Origin of the sequence: Acinetobacter sp. YH12142, from assembly GCF_013418435.1 — a bacterium.
In the GTDB taxonomy this organism is placed as follows: domain Bacteria; phylum Pseudomonadota; class Gammaproteobacteria; order Pseudomonadales; family Moraxellaceae; genus Acinetobacter; species Acinetobacter amyesii.
Window position 1 is genome coordinate 1 of sequence record NZ_VPCB01000016.1, and the last position, 18,468, is coordinate 18,468.

Sequence of the window (18,468 nt, forward strand, 5' to 3'; positions counted from 1 at the left end):
GTATTTGGATTGTCACTGCTTGCTCCAAAGTTAACATGTTGAGCAGTCCAAAATGACCGCTATATTAACCAAGGGGGTCAGTTTTTAAATGCCATTAGGGGGTCATTTTTACACTGCCGCTAACAATGCTGCATGGAGTGTGTAATTGCAATGAAAATATCAAAACTCTCTCTCTTACTCGCTCTTTGTCTACCTGTGGTGAGTTTTGCACAAGTTTCAGATATAGCACAGTCTGAGTTAAAGCCTTTACCTGATGTTCGGATATCCATGCAGCGGATGCTTCGCTCTACTGAAGGGCGTTATTTCTTAGATTTGTATGCTGGCATATGGAATCCGCACGGGACTTTGACTGATTTGCAAGAGCCCAAACAAATTAACTTTAAAGGGACTCAAAAAGCAGATTTTATTGACTTGAATTCAGTCAATGTTGGGACGGAACAAAGTGCTGCAGCAGCTTATCGATTGGCAGGTACATTGAATGCAAATACAGGCTACTTTAAAGCTGAACTGACGGAACAAACGGCACCACCATCTACAAGTTATCTACAGTTTGAACCTGCGTTTAAAGCTGCAGATAAACCTATCCTGCTGTTTAAGTTTTATGGGGTGCAATCCGCAGACCAACCTTATGGGAAGTCTCTAAAACGCGTAGATGTGATTAATAAGTCAAATGGCACAGTACTACAGTCTTTACAAGGCTTTAATGCCTTTGGGAATAGTATGGGATTCTTAGATGTAAACTTTGATGGATACTATGATGTTGTACTTTCGGATACCTCTGATGGTCGAAAAATAGAAGATAAGCGATTTATTTATTGGATGTACAATCCTAAAACGAAGAATTTTCAACGCTCACCGCAATTGGAGAAAATTGCTGGCTTTCCAAAATTAAAAGGAGAGCTGCAGCAGATCGACTTTGGATCAGGTCAAATCTTTCGAGTCGATCAAGGATTGCTTTATCCAGTCAGTGAGTAAGTTAAATTTTTTAAAAAGCCCCATAACTTGGGGCTTTTTTATTTATAGAATTTTCTAAAGAAGAATCTAGGCAGTTTTAAAAGAGGTAGTCAGTATTTTGAATAAAAAATCAAAGTAAAAAGTGCGTTGAAAGAGAGGGGCAGAATTTCAATATGTGTGATAATTCATGTAATAAATGAGATTCTAAAAATTTAAAAACAAAAATCTGAAATTTAAAGAAAGAAAATATGATTTACAAAAGCTTAACATTGGAAACTAAGCCGTGATTCAAAACCTGTAATTTAATACAAAGGCTCAGTATTTGGTGACGTAATTCTTGTATTGCGTTTCAAAAGACATACCTGAAAGTGGTGATTATACATTTGAGATTCTATTTAAAATTTAAATTTAATCGGTCTTTACTATTAATATAGTTGAATATTCACGTAGTATTGTTTTGTTTGAAAATTATTTTGAACTATTTCACAAATATTTGGTGAAATATGTAACAGCCTATATTATTTTTAATGTTACTAAATTTAATAAAAACAATAAGATATAATATACCAAAAAATAGGGATATGAAAAAAATCCCCAAAATTTGGGATAAAGAGAAAAATTAAATAAAAATATAAAAATTAAAAATATTTAATATATTACAACCACATAATTTAAATATTCGTAAAAAATAATATTACATGAATATTCGTGTGAATATTCCGCATTAGGTTCTTTTTTTCTCCACATGATTAAGAATGAATCAGCACCTAGGGAAAGTAAGATTAATTAGTTTTTCTTAATAAATATCCTTTGATGCACATACTAATAAATCTCATATGAGAATGGAGAAGTGAAATGTCTACATCTAAAATTTTAACCGCAGTACTATCTGCAACATTGTTCGTAGCACTTCCAGCAACATCTGCAATCGCTGGTGGTAAAAAAGAATCTAAACAATGTGGCGGTGCGCCGTGTGAAGGCGAAATCGACATAAAGTTACAGATTCTTAAAGCATGTGAGCTTTTGGTAGGTAAAGACATCAAACTCGTTGAAGACAGTTATACGGGTGCTAGTGGCTTTACAGTTACAACGAACACTCCATATACATTAAATCTATCTACGCTAAACGCGGGTTCAAGTGCAGATACTTTTGTAAAACATGAAACCACTAGTGATAAAGTATTTACAAAAATCACGACTTCAAAAGGTGGTGTGAATTATCCAATCGGTTCTACACCTGTAGCTGGTATGAGCGTTGATAACTTTGCTGTATCTGTAGCTCCAAAAAATACAATTTCAGGTACTCAACGTGCTGGTACATACAAAGATACTTTATATATCAAAGTAGCTTACTAATCCAAATTTAGGGAGTTGATTCTACACAGTTAGGGTCAACTTCTTTTTATTTTTGAATTGATAATAATATTTAAATGTACTGGGGTGGGTATATGAAAAGTTTATTCAAAGTCGTTTCATTTAGTTTAATGACTTGCTTATTGAGTCCTCAAATATTTGCAGGTATTTCAATTAGCCCTGTGCAGTTATATTTAACCGATAAATCTAAACAACGCAGTGCGACATTTACTTTGGAGTCGAAAGGGGATGATGAGACACCACGTATTTTTGAGGCTCAAGCATTTAAATGGACTCAAAATGCCGCAGGGGAAGATGTTCTTTCACCTGAATCCAATATTATTATCAATCCGAAGAACTTTATTTTAAAACCAAATTCAAAACAAATGGTTCGTGTGGGTTTTACTCAATCTGTAGAAAGTATGAACCTACAACAAGAAGAAGCATGGCGTATTCTTTATACTGAGCTACCTCAAGTGACGAACTCTGAATCGAAAATTGCACTGTTATTAAGTATTAATGTGCCATTTTTTGTCGGCAAACAAGAACCCGCTTATTTGAAATTTATTGCTAAAAAATCGAATGGTCGCACCATTATTCAGGTTGAAAATTTAGCAAAATCACACATTCAAATCCAAAAACTTTATGTCATCGATAAAAGCAAGAAAACAGTCGCTGAATCTTCCGATATGAAATATTTATTGGCATTAGGTAAAAACCAATACGACATCGGGAGTGTTTCTTTACAAGGCGCTAGTAATTATAAAGTCGTTGTGGAAACAGATAAAGGTGACACTCCTTTGGAGTTTAATTTAGTTGAGTAGTGGCTATGAATAGAATTACATTGCTTCTATATTGTATTTTATGTGCTAATTCTGCTCATGCAGAAGCTGTTGATATGCCTGATGATTTATTTCCAACCAGTATTTGGGTAAACGAAGTAGACCGCAAGAGCGAAGTATTATTACTGACTGAAAATAACAAGTTTTATATAGAGTGCGCAGATCTTGATAAGCTGCAAATTAAAGTAGAAATTCTGAAACGACATGCAACTAAAAATTCATTTTGTTTGGTAGCGGATCAAGATATTCATTCTGGATTTGATCCTCAATTGCAAGCTATCAAAATTAATCTTCCATCAAAATATTTCTTTGGGCTAGAAACGGATGCCTTAATCAGTCAGCCGATGCCTGCAAATTTTGGTGCATTTCTCAATTATGAAATGCACTTTGAAAATAACACTCAACATAATAATTTTGGTGTACTGCCTGAACTTGGGGTGTTTAAAGACAATTGGATTTTAAGAAATAATGCCTTTTATCGAAATAATAAAGGGGATGATTATCGTGAAGAAAAATTTGTAAGGTTAAATAGTAGTCTTGAGTTTGATTTCTCCAAAAATGCGACCAAGCTGATTATTGGTGATACGACCTCTGCCTATAGCGCATTAATTCATGGTGTGCGATTTGGTGGTTTGAGTTTTGGTACAGACTATACGTCACGTCCAGATTTTGTGTATTGGAATATTCCAAGTCTAAAAGGTAGTGCAGTTTTACCTTCGACTGTTGATTTATATATTGATGGCGTAAATATTTATCAGAAAAAGATTTCACCTGGAGATTATAACCTACAAACAGGTGCCAATATTGAAAGTGCTGGTACAGCGCAAATGGTTGTACAAGATGTATTGGGGAATACCACTGTTCGAAGTTTTCCGGTGTTAATTAGCAGTAAATTGCTCAAAGAAAATTTAAATGATTACAACATATCATTAGGGAAACTACGCTTCAGTTATGACGAAGAAAATAGCGATTATCGCGATTTTTTCAGTTCAGCCTATTGGCGTAGAGGTGTCACCAGTCGTACCACGTTGGGTGCAAGTGCTACCTATAGTGACAAAGTAAAAAATGCAGGACTGCTATGGACGCAAGCGGTCAATCGATGGTTTGTTTTAGACAGTATTTTTTTAGGCAGTAAAACCGATAATGACGATGGCTATTCTGCAGGTTTGGCTATCAGTCGTAATTTCGGGAAACTTAATTTTGGTGTGAGTTCACGCTACGCTACAAATGATTATCGGGCGTTAGGTTATGAAGATAATCATATTTTTCCAAAATTTGAAAATATGGCGTATTTGAGTTTTGCTAATTTTCCATTCTTTCAAAATTTAAATCTGAACTATATCGAACAAACCCAGTATGAATCTAATGATCCTTTATTTGAGTTAGAGGATCGCAAAATGCTCACTGTGGGTGTGAGTCGCGAAATTACACCGAATTTAATGTATACCGCCAACTATTTCCAAGAATTTGGAGATAGCGATGACTCAGGTGCCTTTATTACATTTTCTTATAATTTTGGTGGTGGTAAGCGTATTCAGGCTGATGCGGGTACCAATAAATCCGGCGGTGTCCGTTTCATTCAAAATGCATTCGGTGAATATGGTGCAAATTATGCGCTCGGTGTGGATTATCGTAATGATGAAACGGTATTAAATGCCTATGGTGGTTTGTCCACTGATGTTGGTGATTTAACCTTAAGTCATCTCTATAGTGAAAATGATTCAACAACACAGGTTGGCTACCGTGGCGCTATGGTGTGGTTGGGTGGTCAATACGCATTGACCAGTTTTGTCGATAATGCCTTTGCTTTAGTGAATGTTGGTGGTCGTGAAGATATTGATGTCATGCGATCAATGTCTCCAGTCGCGAAAACCAATAAAAAAGGCTATGCCTTTGTACACGATATCGTTCCTTATATTAATTACGATATTTCATTTGATGAAAATCAATTACCGATCGAAAGCAAAGTTCCAAATGCTGCACATCGTTTAGTCGCATTAAGACAGCGTGGTTATAACATTAATTTTTCAGTATTTGATACACAACAAATATTGGTCAAAATATTGGATGAACAAGGTCATCAATTTGTTGCAGGAAGTGAAGTTGCAATTGATACCCCAGAAGCTGATGTTTATCCAGTGGGTTCAGATGGCACGGTAATGTTATATGGTTTGGTTGAAGGCTACTACAAGTTGACGGTGAGGACCAGTGGTGGTCGATCTTGCCAAACAGCGTTAACAGTGCCGAAAAAGGTAGAAAACCAAACTCCTGAATTAATTACATTGCAGTGTAAATAAAGGAGTATTTCCAATGAAAAGTATTTTACTCATCTCAGCAGCGTTATTTAGTTCAATAACATTTGCAGCACCGAGTCGCTGTGAAATGGGACGAATCAGTGAAACCAATATGCGCTTGGCGAATTACTATAATAGTCAAGCGGCGAGTTCATTTAGTGTCGATTGTTCTGGTAAATACCGCATACGCTTTAATAGCCGTAATTTGCAGGATACTTCGGGCAGTAGTTTTGTGACGAATGGCCCGATTAAGCTCAAAACACGAATGACTGTTTCAGGTGCGATGGAAAATCTGTGGAATGTTTCTACAGAGCAAGGCGCTGGCAAAAATAACTATGTGATTGCTGTGCGTTTGGTGGAGCGAGTGAATGCAACGACACCTGCAGGAATCTACCGCGATACAGTCTTTGTAAATATGGTGTTTTGAGAGGCTTAGTGAGTGATTTTATTTCATGGTTAAGGTGATTATATGCAGAGTGCTAAGTTCATGTCGCTAGATTGAAGCTTGAGTATAGATATTAATGTGAGTCTCTAGCTTCAATCTAAGTAGCTCCATTCTCTGTTGCAAATATAAAGTTGGATGTGAATGTCTTGAGTATTCGAGATGTTAAAATATCGATATAGCGTTAAGAATAAATAATTCAGAAAAAGTTTTTCTTATTAGAGTTCATAGGTTTAATATGTGATCTTGTTTTTATTTTAGCCATTTTATTTCGGCTAACGGGGAAGGTCAGTATTGAATCGCTATCATTCAAATGCTCCAAGTTGCGCATGTCGGAAAAAAGGTTCGATGTGCTTGGCGTATTGCGTTCAAACACGTCTGACATTTTTAAATGTCCTCATTTCTCTAATTAAACCTTTAAAGCTGAAATTTACCGTTCTTTGTCTTGTATTTGGTGCAATTGGGCTAAGTCCACAAGCTATTGCCCAATCATGTCAGTCAAAATTAGTCAGTCAAGAAGTCGCTCAGGCGCAGATGCCAAGCGGAGAATTGACCGGGCATGAGCATTGGCAAACGATAGAAAAGTTACCAGATCGTTGGAAAGATCGTTGGGATAATTATTCTGGCACAGCTTGGTATCGCTTGAAATGGCAATACACGTGTCAAGATGCAGGCTCAGATCCGCTTTCTTTGATGGTGAGTTACATCAATATGGCAGGGCAAGTGTATTTGAATGGTCAGCTGTTTTGGCAGGATGATTCATTACAAGAGCCTTTGTCACGAAGTTGGAATATGCCTCGGCAATGGGTAATTCCACCCAACAGCCTAAAGCAAGGTCAGAATGAAGTGCTGATACGAGTGGTGGGCGTCAATGCACTGAATCCAGGGCTTGGTGAGGTTAGTTTAAACCGCTATCACGATAATACCAAAGTGTATGAAAAACATTGGTTGGCTATGCGAGGCTTGCATAGCTACACCACTATTTTTGAGTTTATCTTGGGGATCATTGCGGGGCTGGTTTGGCTGTTTCGACGCGAAGAGAACGCTTTTGGTTGGTATGCCATAACCAGTTTTCTTTGGGTGCTATACGTTGGGCAACTTTTAGCTACCGAGACGCTTTGGGGGCTTTCAACGCTAGATTTCTATCGTTTGCATATCTTTATCTTTCTTTGTTTTACGACAGCGACTTGTCTCTATCCTTGGCGTTTTGCAGGACGAAAATTTCCACGTCTTGAAAAAGTCATGGGGATGACTGTTTTTGTATTGGGTTGCTTGATTTTTTTTACACCACAGTCTTTGGTACAACCTGTCTTAGATTTGAGTTTTATGGTGCGCTATGCTTGCTATATGCTGAATTGCCTGACATTTTCGTGGATTGCTTATAAATCAGGACAAGTTGAAGCCAAGTTGCTGGCAGGGATTATGTTGTTGATTTATGTCCCAATTGGTGCCCATGACGGTTGGCGCTTAATGATGAATGAAGGGGATTTGATTTCGGCATATGCTTCCCCGATAACAACCTTGGGTGTGGCGATTATTTTTGCACTACGCTTGACTAAAAGTGTGAGACGAATTGAAAAGTTTAATCAAACGTTGGCAACAACGGTCACTCAAGTAAAGGAAGAGTTGACGCATACCCTACAAAATCATTATCAGTTAGAAATGGAAAATACCCGCTTGCAAGAGCGTATTCAAATTGCACATGAGCTACATGATAGCTTAGGTGGCTCCTTGGTTCGTTCAATGGCATCGGTTGAGCAGAGTTCCAAAGATCTGACCAATTCGCAATTTTTATCGATGTTGAAAATTTTAAGAGATGATTTACGACATATCATTGATAGCGGTTCAAGTTTAGGCACCAAACTGCCTGAAACCCCATTGTTATGGATGGCACCCTTTAGGCACCGTTTTAATCAGTTATTTGATTAGCTCGATATACACGCTAAATGGTCAGTTCCTGCAAAATGGGAAGTGGATGTTACTCCAATGGAATGTTTAACCCTACAGCGTGTAGCCGAAGAAGCATTAACCAATATTGTGAAGCATAGTCATGCGACCGTGGTGCAGATTCGGATTTATTATGAAAACTCGGCATTGATAATGGAAGTAGAAGACAATGGTGTGGGGTTTGATGTGGATTTGGTCAATCAAGCCGGTTTGAGTGTGGGGCTTCGTAGTATGAGTGGGCATTTAGAGCGGATGAACGCAGATATGCAAATCACTTCTCGTGCGGGTCAGACGATTTTAAAAGTGATTAAAAATTACGGATAAATCATGATTTTGTAGAAGAAATTAGTCAATTTTTTTCAATAAACTGTCATCAAATAATCATCAAAATGCAAAAAACTGCTGCTTAAACTGTGACTATACATTTATAAGAAGCATGTAAGATCATGACAGAATCGGCTATTAATTTAGGGCGTATGCAGGATGAACCTGCGCGATTTCAGTTCCAATTTAAGCATATGCAATCACGAATGGATGTGCAAACGGTCTCAACATTAATCCGTCCAGGTCTAAAAATCGCCATTGTTACAGATACGTGGGCGCCAGAAATTAATGGTGTTGCACATTCTTTATTACAGCTGTGTAAGGGCTTGCAGCAACAAGGCAACTCAATATTTTTAATACGTCCTGAACAGCCCGAAAGTTGTCAGGATTTCAAACCTGATCAAGAGTGTTTGGTTCGAGCGCAGTCGATTCCTAGATATTCAGGTTTACAATTTGGCTGGCCGCAATTGATCAAGCTGAGTAAAGCTTTAAAAAAAGCCCAAGTCGACATTGTGCATATAGTCACTGAAGGGCCTTTGGGATTTGCTATGCTTCAACTGGCGCGTTCTTTACAGATTCCTGTGTCCAGTGGTTTTCATTCGGCCTTTCATGATTTTAGTCGATTCTTTGATTTAGCGTTTTTAATGAAGCCTGTACAACATTATTTACGATGGTTTCATAACAATACTCAACTCACCTGTGTCCCGAGCCAAGATACTGCAGATGCCCTGCATCGATTAGGTTTTAGTTGTCCATTGGTGGTGGTGGGGCGTGGTGTGGACCATAGTCGATTTTCTCCCTCACATTATCGAGCAGATCTGAGACAACAGTGGCAAGCAGATGAACATACCCGCGTGATGCTGTATGTCGGTCGGCTATCTCCTGAAAAAGAGGTAGATGTTTTAATTTCAGCCTATCGCTCGATGTTGGCTATGGATGCACGAACGAAATTGGTCATTGTGGGGGATGGCCCAGATCGTGCGCGATTAATGCAATTGGCAAAATCACTAGATGTTATTTTTATGGGAAGTTTAAGTGGTCAGGCTTTATCGGAAGCCTATGCTAGTGCGGATGTTTTTGTTTTCGCAAGTCAGTTTGAGACTTTTGGTAATGTGGTTTTGGAGGCGATGGCCAGCGGATTGCCTGTGATTGCATATAATGCTGCATGTGCCCAACTGCACGTGAGAAATCAGCAAACGGGATGGTTATGTCATTTATCTCGAACCGATGAATTTATGCGTCTTATGCAGCAATTGCCGCAACGCGCTAAATTAAAAACCATGGGCATCGAGGCGGCAAAAGACGCTGCTAAAATTGGATGGCAATATCCCGTACAGCAATTTGAGCAAGCGCTATATCGCGTGGTGGATCAAGCCATGATACGCCAATGGAGCTAGCGTTATTGGCTATATTGAAAAGTTCAGCATCTTCAAAAATCAATATTCATCGAACTGTCATCAAAGCATCATTACATTGTCAAAAAGAGAACCTAAGCTGAGTCAAACACAGATCTAAACTTGTAAAAATAACAACACAAATCTAGCTCAACCCCAACACAGTCAGGCTTTGACTGTAGATAGGAGATTAGCGATGAATTTTAAAAATGCAAAAACAAGAATGCTGCATCTCGATTTAAAAGGCTGTATTTATCTCAATCATTTTTCACATCAACAAGTTGTGGCTGACATATTTAAAATGGTGAGTCGACTTGGTGATGGTGTGTTTTGGTATGTCATGTTGGCGACGGTTTGGATCGTGCAGGGCATGTCTTACAGTGTACAAATCGTCTATGTATTACTGGGTGGTTCCGTCGGGACCTCGATCTATAAACTCCTCAAAAAGAAAACTGTGCGCCCAAGACCGTATCAAGTGCATCAAGTGATTCGCTTAGGTGAACGCCCTCTAGATCATTTTAGTTTTCCATCAGGGCATACTCTACATGCAGTGATGGCAACAACTGTGCTGGGCTATATTCAACCCATGCTGTTGGTCTTAATGTTGCCCTTTACTTTATTGGTGGCATTATCCCGCATGATCTTAGGTTTACATTATCCGAGTGATGTTGCCGTCGGTGCTGCAATAGGTGCTGCAGTGGGTGCTGCGATTATTCTCTGTGCACCTCTTTTTGGTTTGATTTTATAGTTTGAAGTGGACATCTCAATTGCAAAATTTGGTAATAAAAAAATTAAAAGGGTTTATCACGTCCAATTGCCGAAATTTGTTAAAGTAAGCCATCATTCTATAGACGATGTTAGGAAGACCCATGGGTTTACGCTGGACAGATACCATTGATATCGCAATTGAGCTGTATGAAGCTCACCCTGATGTTGATCCGCAATGGATTCGCTTTACTGACCTACATGCATGGGTATGTGCATTGCCAAATTTCACTGATGACCCTGAAAAGTCGACTGAAGGTCTGCTTGAGGGAATTCAGATGGCCTGGATTGATGAGGCAAGTTAATCCCTACATCGAAAAAAGCAATTTTTTTGTATAGCAAAAGCAGAAAATAGCGCATTATTCGGTATAATGCGGCAAATTTTTCACGTCAAATTGACTTAAGGAGCCTCTCATGGCTATTGAACGTACTTTATCTATCGTTAAACCAGACGCAGTTGCTAAAAACCACATCGGCGACATCTTTGCTCGTTTCGAAAAAGCTGGTCTTCAAATCGTTGCAACTAAAATGAAACACTTGACTCAAGCTGAAGCTGAAGGCTTCTACGCTGAGCACAAAGAACGTGGTTTCTTTGGTGACCTAGTTGCATTCATGACTTCTGGTCCAGTTGTAGTTTCAGTTCTTGAAGGCGAAAATGCAGTTCTTGCTCACCGTGAAATCCTTGGCGCAACTAACCCTAAAGAAGCTGCTCCTGGTACTATCCGTGCAGACTTCGCTGTAAGCATCGACGAAAACGCTGCTCACGGTTCTGACTCTGTAGCATCTGCTGATCGTGAAGTTAACTACTTCTTCGCTCAAACTGAGATCGCTCCACGTACTCGTTAATTCGAAGTATTCGAACCAGATAAGTGGTATACTGCTTGTCTGGTTTTTTTATTCTCTGAATAATTCTTCGCTCAAATACTGAGCATCTCCTTTGATCTTTAGACATGGTTTAGGTAATTACACATGAGTACTGAAGTAGTCGCTACATCAGCTGTTTCTGATGCACAGCAACAATCTCCATCCGCTCCGACGCAGCAAAATACTGTGGAGAAAGTGAACTTACTGGGCATGTCACGTCCGCAAATGGAAAAATTCTTCGAAGAAATGGGGGAGAAAAAGTTCCGTGCTGGGCAGGTGATGAAATGGATTCATCAGTTCTTCGTGACTGATTTTGCTGAAATGACCAATATTTCTGGTAAATTGCGTGAAAAACTAGAAAAGATTTGTGAAATTAAAGCGCCTGAAGTGGTGCATAAAAATTATTCAAAAGACGGTACTCGTAAATGGGTGTTCCGTGTAGGTGATGGTGCAGGTTCATTGGTTGAAACTGTACTCATTCCTGCAGAAGATAAAACCGGCGCACGTAAGACCTTGTGTATTTCGTCACAAGTGGGCTGTGCTCTGGACTGTTCATTCTGTTCAACTGGGAAACAAGGTTTTCAACGTGACTTGAGCCAAGCTGAAATTATTGGACAGCTTTGGATGGCGAACTTCTCTTATATGGAAGATGTGCCAGTTGCGGATCGTGAACGTTCAGTGACCAACGTGGTGATGATGGGCATGGGTGAGCCGTTGTTGAACTATGATGCTGTATTGAATTCAATGCGTATCATGTTGGATGACTTTGCGTATGGCATGTCGAAGCGTCGTGTGACTTTATCAACATCAGGTGTGGTACCTAAAATTGACCAATTGGCACAAGACATTGATGTAGCCTTGGCAATTTCACTCCATGCGCCAAATGATGAACTACGTAACGAACTTGTTCCGATCAATAAAAAATATCCGTTGGAACAATTGATTGCAGCGTGTCAGCGTTATATCGCCAAAGATGGTAATGAAAGTTCGCGTAAACACGTGACCATCGAATACGTGATGTTAGATGGTGTAAATGACCATCCTGAACATGCACAGCAAATGTTAAAGCTGTTGAAAAACCTACCAAGCAAAATTAATTTAATTCCGTTTAACCCGTTCCCGCATGCGCCATACGGTCGTTCAAGCCGTAACCGTATTATTTCTTTCCAAAAAACTTTGTCTGATGCCGGTTTTGTGTGTACGATTCGTCAGACACGTGGTGATGATATCGACGCTGCGTGTGGACAACTCGTGGGGCAAGTTGCTGACCGTACTCGTCGTGCGGAGCAATGGAAAAAGAAAGTTGCGCAGCAAAATGAGATACTGCGCTCACAAGGATAATAAAGAGGCAGCCAATTGAAAAAGTTAACGTATAAGTTCACTTTCGTTTCAGCTTTATGTGCATCGGTTTTGGCATTAACAGCATGTCAAACGCCTGAGATTGGGAAAAAAGACCCAGAGAAAGCCGTAAAAATCAGAACGCAATTGGCTGTTGAACACCTGAAAGCAGGGGATTTGGACTCTGCTAAACGTGCATTAGATCAGGCTTTAGAGGTGGATTCTCGCGATTCCCAAGCCAATATGATGATGGGTGTCTTACTACAACGAGAAGGCAGTCCAGCCAACTTAGAAAAAGCAGATAGTTATTTTAAGCGTGCAATTTCAGCAGACTCAAAAAATTCTCAAGCACGTAACAACTACGGTACGTATTTATATCAAGTTGAGCGCTATAATGATGCGATTGAACAGTTCAGCATCGCAGGTTCAACTTTAGGTTATGATCAACGTTTCAAAGCATTGGAAAATTTAGGTCGAATTTACCTGAAAGTGGGTGATGTGGCGAATGCTGAAAAATCATTCAAACAAGCTTTGCAGGCTAATCGTGATTCCTATGTTTCAATGTTAGAGTTGTCTGAAATCTTTTATTTGAATCAGCAGTTCCCTGCTGCCACACAAATGTATGAACAATTTGTACGTGCAGTAGGACAAAAAAATCAGGGTGCGCGTGCACTCTGGATTGGCATTCGAACAGCGCGTGCCAATGGCGACAATTTGGGTATGCAAGTACTGGTTAACCAGTTACGTGCTTTATTCCCAGAAAGTCCTGAATACCAACGCTATTTGCAATTACAGTACAGTACTGAGGCCGTATGGAAGTAAATCCTAATTCACCGCAATCGAATGGTTCGAGCGTAGCTCCAAATGCATTAGGAAATGTACAACGCCCAGGTGAGTATTTACGTCAAGTACGTATTACGCAAAAACTGGAACTTGAAGCTGTCGCATCAGAACTCAATATTCCATTAAAAACACTGACTGCACTTGAGCAAGATGATTATAAGTCATTGCCTGAAGCGACCTTTATTAAAGGTTACTACCGCACTTATGCCAAATATTTAAAAGTTGATGCAACCAATATCATTCAACGTTTTGATGATATTTATGCTAACGATACGGGTTTGTTGCCAAATCACGCGTTAAACAATTCACCGATTAAAATTATGGGTAAATTACCCGGTTCTAACCGTGACCGTAATCGTAAATGGATCAAACGTGGTCTGATTGCATTGGCGGTGTTGGTGGTCATTGGTGCGATCGTGGCAGCGATTCAGGGCATGACCTCGGGCAGCGATAATGAAGACGCTGTGACCAGTGATGTCGCTTCAGAAGTTCAAGTCCTCGACATGAATGGCGGGAATGCAGCGGTCAGCGGTGATCAATTGACATTGACCTTTAGTAGCCCGACTTCAGTACATATTGTTGATTCGACGGGTAAGGTGTTGGCGACGGGTCGTCAAGCATCGACGCTCAACTTAAACGGTGAAACACCATTCCAAATTCGTTTGGATGATGCAACAGTAGTGTCATTAAGCTTAAATAATGAAAATATTTCATTGTCACCATATACCGTAAACGGCAAAGCAGATTTCCGTTTATCACGTTAAGGGACAACAGAGCAGACTGAACAATGATTGAAAATCCAATTAAGCGCCGTCCAACGCGTAAAATTAAAGTAGGTTCGGTGTATGTCGGTGGTGATGCGCCGATCAGCATCCAAAGTATGACCAATACTGAAACCTGTGATGTCGAAGCGACCGTGGCACAGATTCAGCGCTGTGTAGACGTCGGTGCGGACATCATGCGTGTTTCTGTACCGAGTATGGAAGCTGCTGAAGCTTTTGGTGAAATTCGTAAACGTGTGCAAGTGCCACTGGTTGCCGATATTCACTTTGATTATAAAATTGCTTTACGTGTTGCAGACCTTGGTGCAGATTGTTTGCGTATTAACCCAGGTAATATTGGCTCGGAAGCTAAAATCCGTGAAGTGGTTGCTGCTGCACAACATAATGACATCTCTATGCGTATTGGTGTCAATGCAGGTTCGCTCGAAAAAGATATTCAAAAGAAATATGGTGAGCCTACAGGTCAGGCCTTGCTTGAATCTGCAATGCGCCATATTGATATTTTAGACCGCTTAAATTTCCATGAATTTAAAGTCTCAGTCAAAGCATCGAATGTATTTTTGACATTGGATGCGTACCGTTTGCTTTCTGCACAAATTGATAACCCATTACACTTAGGTGTGACTGAAGCAGGTGTCTACCGTACGGGTTCAGTCAAATCTGCTATCGCTTTAGGCGGTTTGTTGATGGAAGGCATTGGTGACACCATGCGTATTTCATTGGCAGCAGAGCCTGAAGAAGAAATCAAAATTGGCTTTGATATTTTAAAATCATTGGGCTTACGTTCAAACGGCATTAACTTTATTGCGTGCCCAAGTTGTTCACGCCAAGAGTTTAATGTCATCAAAGTTATGCAAACATTGGAAGAGCGTTTAGAAGATATTCGTACCCCAATGGATGTATCGGTGATTGGTTGTAAAGTGAATGGTCCGGGTGAAGCCAAAGAAGCCGATATTGGTGTAGTAGGTGCAAGTCCGCGTTCACTGGTGTATCGTAATGGCGAAAAGAGCCATTTAATTGACACAAATCAGTTGGTTGACGAAATCGAAGCGATGGTTCGTCAACGTGTTAGCGATCTTGAAGACGCTAAAGCTAAAGAGATTATTCGCACAAGTTTTTCTGAGTAGATCATGAGTTCAATCGTCGCAATCAAAGGTTTTAATGACATTCTCCCTACGCAAAGTCCTGCATGGAGACGTCTAGAACAGCATCTATCTAGCCTGATGGATGCTTATGGTTATCAGCAAATTCGCTTGCCGATTGTGGAGCAGACTCATCTGTTCAAACGTTCTATTGGTGATGCAACGGATATCGTTGAAAAAGAAATGTACACATTCTTAGACAAAGGTAATCCGCCTGAGTCTTTGACTTTGCGTCCAGAAGGAACAGCAGGGTGTGTACGTGCAATGCTTGAACATAACTTACTTCGTGGTGCTACACCGCGTGTATGGTATGTCGGCCCAATGTTCCGCTATGAAAAACCACAAAAAGGTCGCTACCGTCAGTTTCATCAATTTGGCGTAGAAACCTTTGGTGTTGCAACACCAGATCAAGATGCAGAATTGATTTTAATGACTGCGCGTTTGTGGAAACGCATGGGCGTTGCAGATAAAGTTCAATTAGAACTTAATACTTTAGGTGAGTCTGATGAACGTGCTGCCTATCGTGCGGCATTGGTTGAATTTTTAGAGTCGCATAAAAATGACTTAGATGAAGATTCACAGCGTCGTCTAACTACGAATCCACTGCGTATTTTGGATTCTAAAGATGCAAAAACACAAAGCATTTTGGAAAATGCGCCAAAACTTCACGACTTTATGGGTGAAGAAACGTTGGCTCACTTTGCTCAATTGCAGCAGTATTTGACTGATGCTGGTGTTGGTTTTGTGATCAATCAAAAATTGGTTCGTGGTCTCGACTATTACAACAAAACGGTCTTTGAATGGACAACTACACACTTAGGTTCTCAAGGAACGGTATGTGCTGGTGGTCGTTATGACGGTTTAGTCGGTCAGCTTAAAGGTAAAGTAGACCAGTCGGTGCCTGCTGTTGGTTTTGCAATGGGTATGGAGCGTTTGCTTCTTCTACTTGAACAAGTGGAAGACAATACTCCTGTACGTGACTGTGAGCTATTCTTAGTTTCAGATCCTGCAACTCAAGGTAAGGCATTGGTCCTTGCTGAACAAATTCGTGATCAACTTGAAGCGGCGGGTAGTAACATTCGCTTAAAAGTTGGTTCACAAGGTTCAATGAAATCGCAAATGAAAAAAGCCGACCAATCCGGCGCTTTATTTGCTGTGATTTACGGTGAACGTGAGCAAGCAGCAGGGCAAGTGCTGGTGAAAGAGCTAGCTATTGCAGAACAACACGAAGTGAATGTGGCAGACTTTGTTGCCTTCATTATCGAAAAAATTTCTTCAAAATAATCCCTATAACATAAGGAAAAAGGTAATTTCATGAGCGCATTGAGTGAAGAAGAACAACTTGATAATTTAAAATCGTTTGCTAAAAAATATGGCTCTGCCATTGTTAGCGGCATTTTAATTGCGTTGATTGCCTTTTTCGGATGGGAATACTGGCAGAAGAAAACTTTGGCTGAATCGCAAATGCAAACAGCCAAAGTCCAGCAGTTAATGGATGATGCTCAGTCGGCGACGGGTGACGCTTTTACACAACTTTCTGCGACTGCAGATAAAATTGTAAAAGAAGCACCAGATTCGCCACAAGCCATCCAAACTCAGTTGCTTATGGCAAAATTGGCGTATGATAAAGCGGATTATGCCAATGCTGAAAAAGCTTTGAAAAAAGTTGAAAATTCAAAAGTTGATGATGCAGGCTTAGTTCAATTGGTGAAATTACGTTTGGCGTATGCACAATTGGCACAAAAGAAATTTGATGAAGCATTAAAAACTTTAGAAGCGGTTAAAGAACCTGCTTTTCAAGCAACTGCAGATGAAGCCCGTGGCGATGTCTATGTTGCAAAAAATGATATCGAAAATGCAAAGAAAGTTTATCAAAGTGCATGGGATGCTTTGGTTGAGCGACAAGAAGAACGTCAAATTTTACAAATTAAACTCGAAAGTGTAGGCGTTTTAGTTGATGATCCTGAAATTGAACGTCCGATTATAGATACACAAGTGGAAGCAACTGAATGAATAGAAAATACAAAATTACCTGTGCGCTGACAGTTTTAACACTTGCTTTGGCTGGTTGTGCAAATAAAGGAAAAGTAGAAAAAGTAAAACCAAATCCTTTACCAAAATTGGAACAGGCAAAAACTTTAGCACCTGTATTTTCAAACAGTGTGGCTTCAACTGAAGAAGCAGATCCGCTGCGTTTACGTATGGATGCAGATAATGGCGTTGTTTTTAGCGTAAATCCTAATGGTGAAGTTCAAGCCTACAAAGGCAAAGAGCGTTTATGGCAGAAGAAAATCTCTAAACAAGGTTTGACTGCAGGTGTAGAAGCAGCTGACGGAATTGTGGTTGTTGGTAATGCAAAAGGTCAATTATTTGCATTAGATCAGGCAACAGGTGAGCAAAAGTGGACGGCGCAATTAACCGGCTCGTTACTTTCACCGTCGTTGATTCAAGCAGGTCGCGTTATTTCAGTTACCAATGATGGTACGGTATACGCAAACGATGTGGCAACGGGCCAACAAACTTGGACCTATAACTTGCCAAATGTACAGTTTAGTTTACGTGGTATGGCAGCACCGGTATCACTCGATGCGCGTCATGTTCTCATCGCTTCTTCAAATGCCTATATCTATGTGATTGATGCATTGAGCGGTATTCCGAAAATGCAGCGTCGTGTTGCAGTGTCAGACGGTCGTTCAGATGTACAACGTCTCATTGATATTGACGGTGAACCAACTGTAGCAGGTCAATTTTTAATTACTACCAGTTACCAAGGCCAAGTGACAGCACTTGATCTTGCATCACAACAAGTGATCTGGAGCAATGATGCGAGCAGCATTCAGCGTCCTGAAGTTGCGGGCAATGGTGTCTTTGTGACACAAACTGATGGTAAAATTGTGGCTTATGAAATTACCACTGGTCAAACATTGTGGGAAAATGACCAATTGCTTAATCGTAATTTGAGTAACCCAGTGATGTTAGGTCAAGACCTTGTGGTTGGTGATCTGGATGGTGTACTTCACTTAATCAACCCAGCGACAGGCGAGTTGGTTGGTCGTTCTAAAACCAGTGGTGAAGTACGTTCACTACGTGTAATTGACAACCAATTATATGTGTCGACACGTAAGGGTGCATTAAGCATTTGGCAGAACCGTTAATTTTTCTGCGGCTTATGTTAAAATAAGCC

Annotated in this window: 18 protein-coding genes; all 18 read left to right on the top strand. The window is 40.1% G+C overall.

Annotated features, from left to right (window positions below; all coding sequences use genetic code 11):
• Positions 1–150 precede the first annotated feature (150 nt).
• The 18 genes from FTU77_RS12320 to bamB all read left to right on the top strand — a co-directional run bounded on the left by FTU77_RS12320 (position 151) and on the right by bamB (position 18,439).
• On the top strand, positions 151–975 hold the full coding sequence (locus FTU77_RS12320; protein WP_257222235.1) for a hypothetical protein: 825 nt from the start codon (positions 151–153) through the stop codon (positions 973–975).
• A gap of 834 nt (positions 976–1,809) precedes the next feature.
• On the top strand, positions 1,810–2,310 hold the full coding sequence (locus tag FTU77_RS12325) for a hypothetical protein (protein WP_180005392.1): 501 nt from the start codon (positions 1,810–1,812) through the stop codon (positions 2,308–2,310).
• A gap of 92 nt (positions 2,311–2,402) precedes the next feature.
• Positions 2,403–3,131 carry a molecular chaperone gene (locus FTU77_RS12330; protein ID WP_180005391.1) on the top strand — a complete coding sequence of 243 codons (729 nt, stop codon included), beginning with the start codon at positions 2,403–2,405 and terminating at the stop codon, positions 3,129–3,131.
• 5 nt (positions 3,132–3,136) lie between these two features.
• Complete coding sequence (locus FTU77_RS12335; protein WP_180055928.1) at positions 3,137–5,446, top strand: fimbria/pilus outer membrane usher protein; 2,310 nt, start codon at positions 3,137–3,139, stop codon at positions 5,444–5,446.
• Between the two features lie 13 nt (positions 5,447–5,459).
• On the top strand, positions 5,460–5,870 hold the full coding sequence (locus FTU77_RS12340; protein WP_078189619.1) for a hypothetical protein: 411 nt from the start codon (positions 5,460–5,462) through the stop codon (positions 5,868–5,870).
• Between the two features lie 369 nt (positions 5,871–6,239).
• Positions 6,240–7,814 carry a 7TM diverse intracellular signaling domain-containing protein gene (locus tag FTU77_RS12345; protein ID WP_180055929.1) on the top strand — a complete coding sequence of 525 codons (1,575 nt, stop codon included), beginning with the start codon at positions 6,240–6,242 and terminating at the stop codon, positions 7,812–7,814.
• A gap of 57 nt (positions 7,815–7,871) precedes the next feature.
• Positions 7,872–8,156: a sensor histidine kinase gene (locus tag FTU77_RS12350; RefSeq protein ID WP_180055930.1), complete on the top strand. Its 285-nt coding sequence runs from the start codon at positions 7,872–7,874 to the stop codon at positions 8,154–8,156.
• Positions 8,157–8,275: 119 nt separating this feature from the next.
• Entirely contained in the window at positions 8,276–9,553 is a 1,278-nt protein-coding gene (locus tag FTU77_RS12355) for a glycosyltransferase family 4 protein (protein WP_373685823.1), read from the top strand.
• Between the two features lie 193 nt (positions 9,554–9,746).
• Positions 9,747–10,298, top strand: a complete 552-nt coding sequence (locus tag FTU77_RS12360) for a phosphatase PAP2 family protein (RefSeq protein WP_180055932.1) — start codon at positions 9,747–9,749, stop codon at positions 10,296–10,298.
• A 121-nt stretch (positions 10,299–10,419) separates the two neighbouring features.
• Positions 10,420–10,620: a Fe-S cluster assembly protein IscX gene (gene iscX / locus FTU77_RS12365; RefSeq protein WP_078189615.1), complete on the top strand. Its 201-nt coding sequence runs from the start codon at positions 10,420–10,422 to the stop codon at positions 10,618–10,620.
• 109 nt (positions 10,621–10,729) lie between these two features.
• The gene (gene ndk, locus FTU77_RS12370; protein ID WP_078189614.1) at positions 10,730–11,161 is read left to right on the top strand and encodes a nucleoside-diphosphate kinase; all 432 of its coding nucleotides are present in this window, start codon (positions 10,730–10,732) and stop codon (positions 11,159–11,161) included.
• Positions 11,162–11,284: 123 nt separating this feature from the next.
• Positions 11,285–12,520, top strand: a complete 1,236-nt coding sequence (gene rlmN / locus FTU77_RS12375) for a 23S rRNA (adenine(2503)-C(2))-methyltransferase RlmN (protein ID WP_078189613.1) — start codon at positions 11,285–11,287, stop codon at positions 12,518–12,520.
• Positions 12,521–12,535: 15 nt separating this feature from the next.
• Complete coding sequence (gene pilW / locus FTU77_RS12380) at positions 12,536–13,339, top strand: type IV pilus biogenesis/stability protein PilW (protein ID WP_078189612.1); 804 nt, start codon at positions 12,536–12,538, stop codon at positions 13,337–13,339.
• Complete coding sequence (locus tag FTU77_RS12385; RefSeq protein ID WP_111884744.1) at positions 13,330–14,124, top strand: RodZ domain-containing protein; 795 nt, start codon at positions 13,330–13,332, stop codon at positions 14,122–14,124. The genes pilW and FTU77_RS12385 overlap by 10 nt, the downstream gene beginning before the upstream one ends.
• Before the next feature lie 23 nt (positions 14,125–14,147).
• The gene (gene ispG / locus FTU77_RS12390) at positions 14,148–15,269 is read left to right on the top strand and encodes a flavodoxin-dependent (E)-4-hydroxy-3-methylbut-2-enyl-diphosphate synthase (protein WP_180055933.1); all 1,122 of its coding nucleotides are present in this window, start codon (positions 14,148–14,150) and stop codon (positions 15,267–15,269) included.
• A gap of 3 nt (positions 15,270–15,272) precedes the next feature.
• Positions 15,273–16,568 (top strand): histidine--tRNA ligase, encoded by a 1,296-nt coding sequence (gene hisS / locus FTU77_RS12395; protein ID WP_180055934.1) that lies wholly within the window; start codon positions 15,273–15,275, stop codon positions 16,566–16,568.
• 30 nt (positions 16,569–16,598) lie between these two features.
• Positions 16,599–17,297: a tetratricopeptide repeat protein gene (locus tag FTU77_RS12400; protein ID WP_078189608.1), complete on the top strand. Its 699-nt coding sequence runs from the start codon at positions 16,599–16,601 to the stop codon at positions 17,295–17,297.
• Positions 17,294–18,439 (top strand): outer membrane protein assembly factor BamB, encoded by a 1,146-nt coding sequence (gene bamB / locus FTU77_RS12405; RefSeq protein WP_180055935.1) that lies wholly within the window; start codon positions 17,294–17,296, stop codon positions 18,437–18,439. The genes FTU77_RS12400 and bamB overlap by 4 nt, the downstream gene beginning before the upstream one ends.
• Positions 18,440–18,468 lie beyond the last annotated feature (29 nt).

Excerpts from the sequence above, each read along its gene's own strand:
- FTU77_RS12330 (WP_180005391.1), top strand. The coding sequence starts at position 2,403 with ATGAAAAGTTTATTCAAAGTCGTTTCATTTAGTTTAATGACTTGCTTA.
- FTU77_RS12335 (WP_180055928.1), top strand. The coding sequence starts at position 3,137 with ATGAATAGAATTACATTGCTTCTATATTGTATTTTATGTGCTAATTCT.
- ndk (WP_078189614.1), top strand. The coding sequence starts at position 10,730 with ATGGCTATTGAACGTACTTTATCTATCGTTAAACCAGACGCAGTTGCT.
- FTU77_RS12320 (WP_257222235.1), top strand. The coding sequence starts at position 151 with ATGAAAATATCAAAACTCTCTCTCTTACTCGCTCTTTGTCTACCTGTG.
- bamB (WP_180055935.1), top strand. The coding sequence starts at position 17,294 with ATGAATAGAAAATACAAAATTACCTGTGCGCTGACAGTTTTAACACTT.
- FTU77_RS12360 (WP_180055932.1), top strand. The coding sequence starts at position 9,747 with ATGAATTTTAAAAATGCAAAAACAAGAATGCTGCATCTCGATTTAAAA.
- FTU77_RS12325 (WP_180005392.1), top strand. The coding sequence starts at position 1,810 with ATGTCTACATCTAAAATTTTAACCGCAGTACTATCTGCAACATTGTTC.
- FTU77_RS12385 (WP_111884744.1), top strand. The coding sequence starts at position 13,330 with ATGGAAGTAAATCCTAATTCACCGCAATCGAATGGTTCGAGCGTAGCT.
- hisS (WP_180055934.1), top strand. The coding sequence starts at position 15,273 with ATGAGTTCAATCGTCGCAATCAAAGGTTTTAATGACATTCTCCCTACG.
- ispG (WP_180055933.1), top strand. The coding sequence starts at position 14,148 with ATGATTGAAAATCCAATTAAGCGCCGTCCAACGCGTAAAATTAAAGTA.
- rlmN (WP_078189613.1), top strand. The coding sequence starts at position 11,285 with ATGAGTACTGAAGTAGTCGCTACATCAGCTGTTTCTGATGCACAGCAA.
- iscX (WP_078189615.1), top strand. The coding sequence starts at position 10,420 with ATGGGTTTACGCTGGACAGATACCATTGATATCGCAATTGAGCTGTAT.
- FTU77_RS12400 (WP_078189608.1), top strand. The coding sequence starts at position 16,599 with ATGAGCGCATTGAGTGAAGAAGAACAACTTGATAATTTAAAATCGTTT.
- FTU77_RS12340 (WP_078189619.1), top strand. The coding sequence starts at position 5,460 with ATGAAAAGTATTTTACTCATCTCAGCAGCGTTATTTAGTTCAATAACA.
- FTU77_RS12350 (WP_180055930.1), top strand. The coding sequence starts at position 7,872 with ATGGAATGTTTAACCCTACAGCGTGTAGCCGAAGAAGCATTAACCAAT.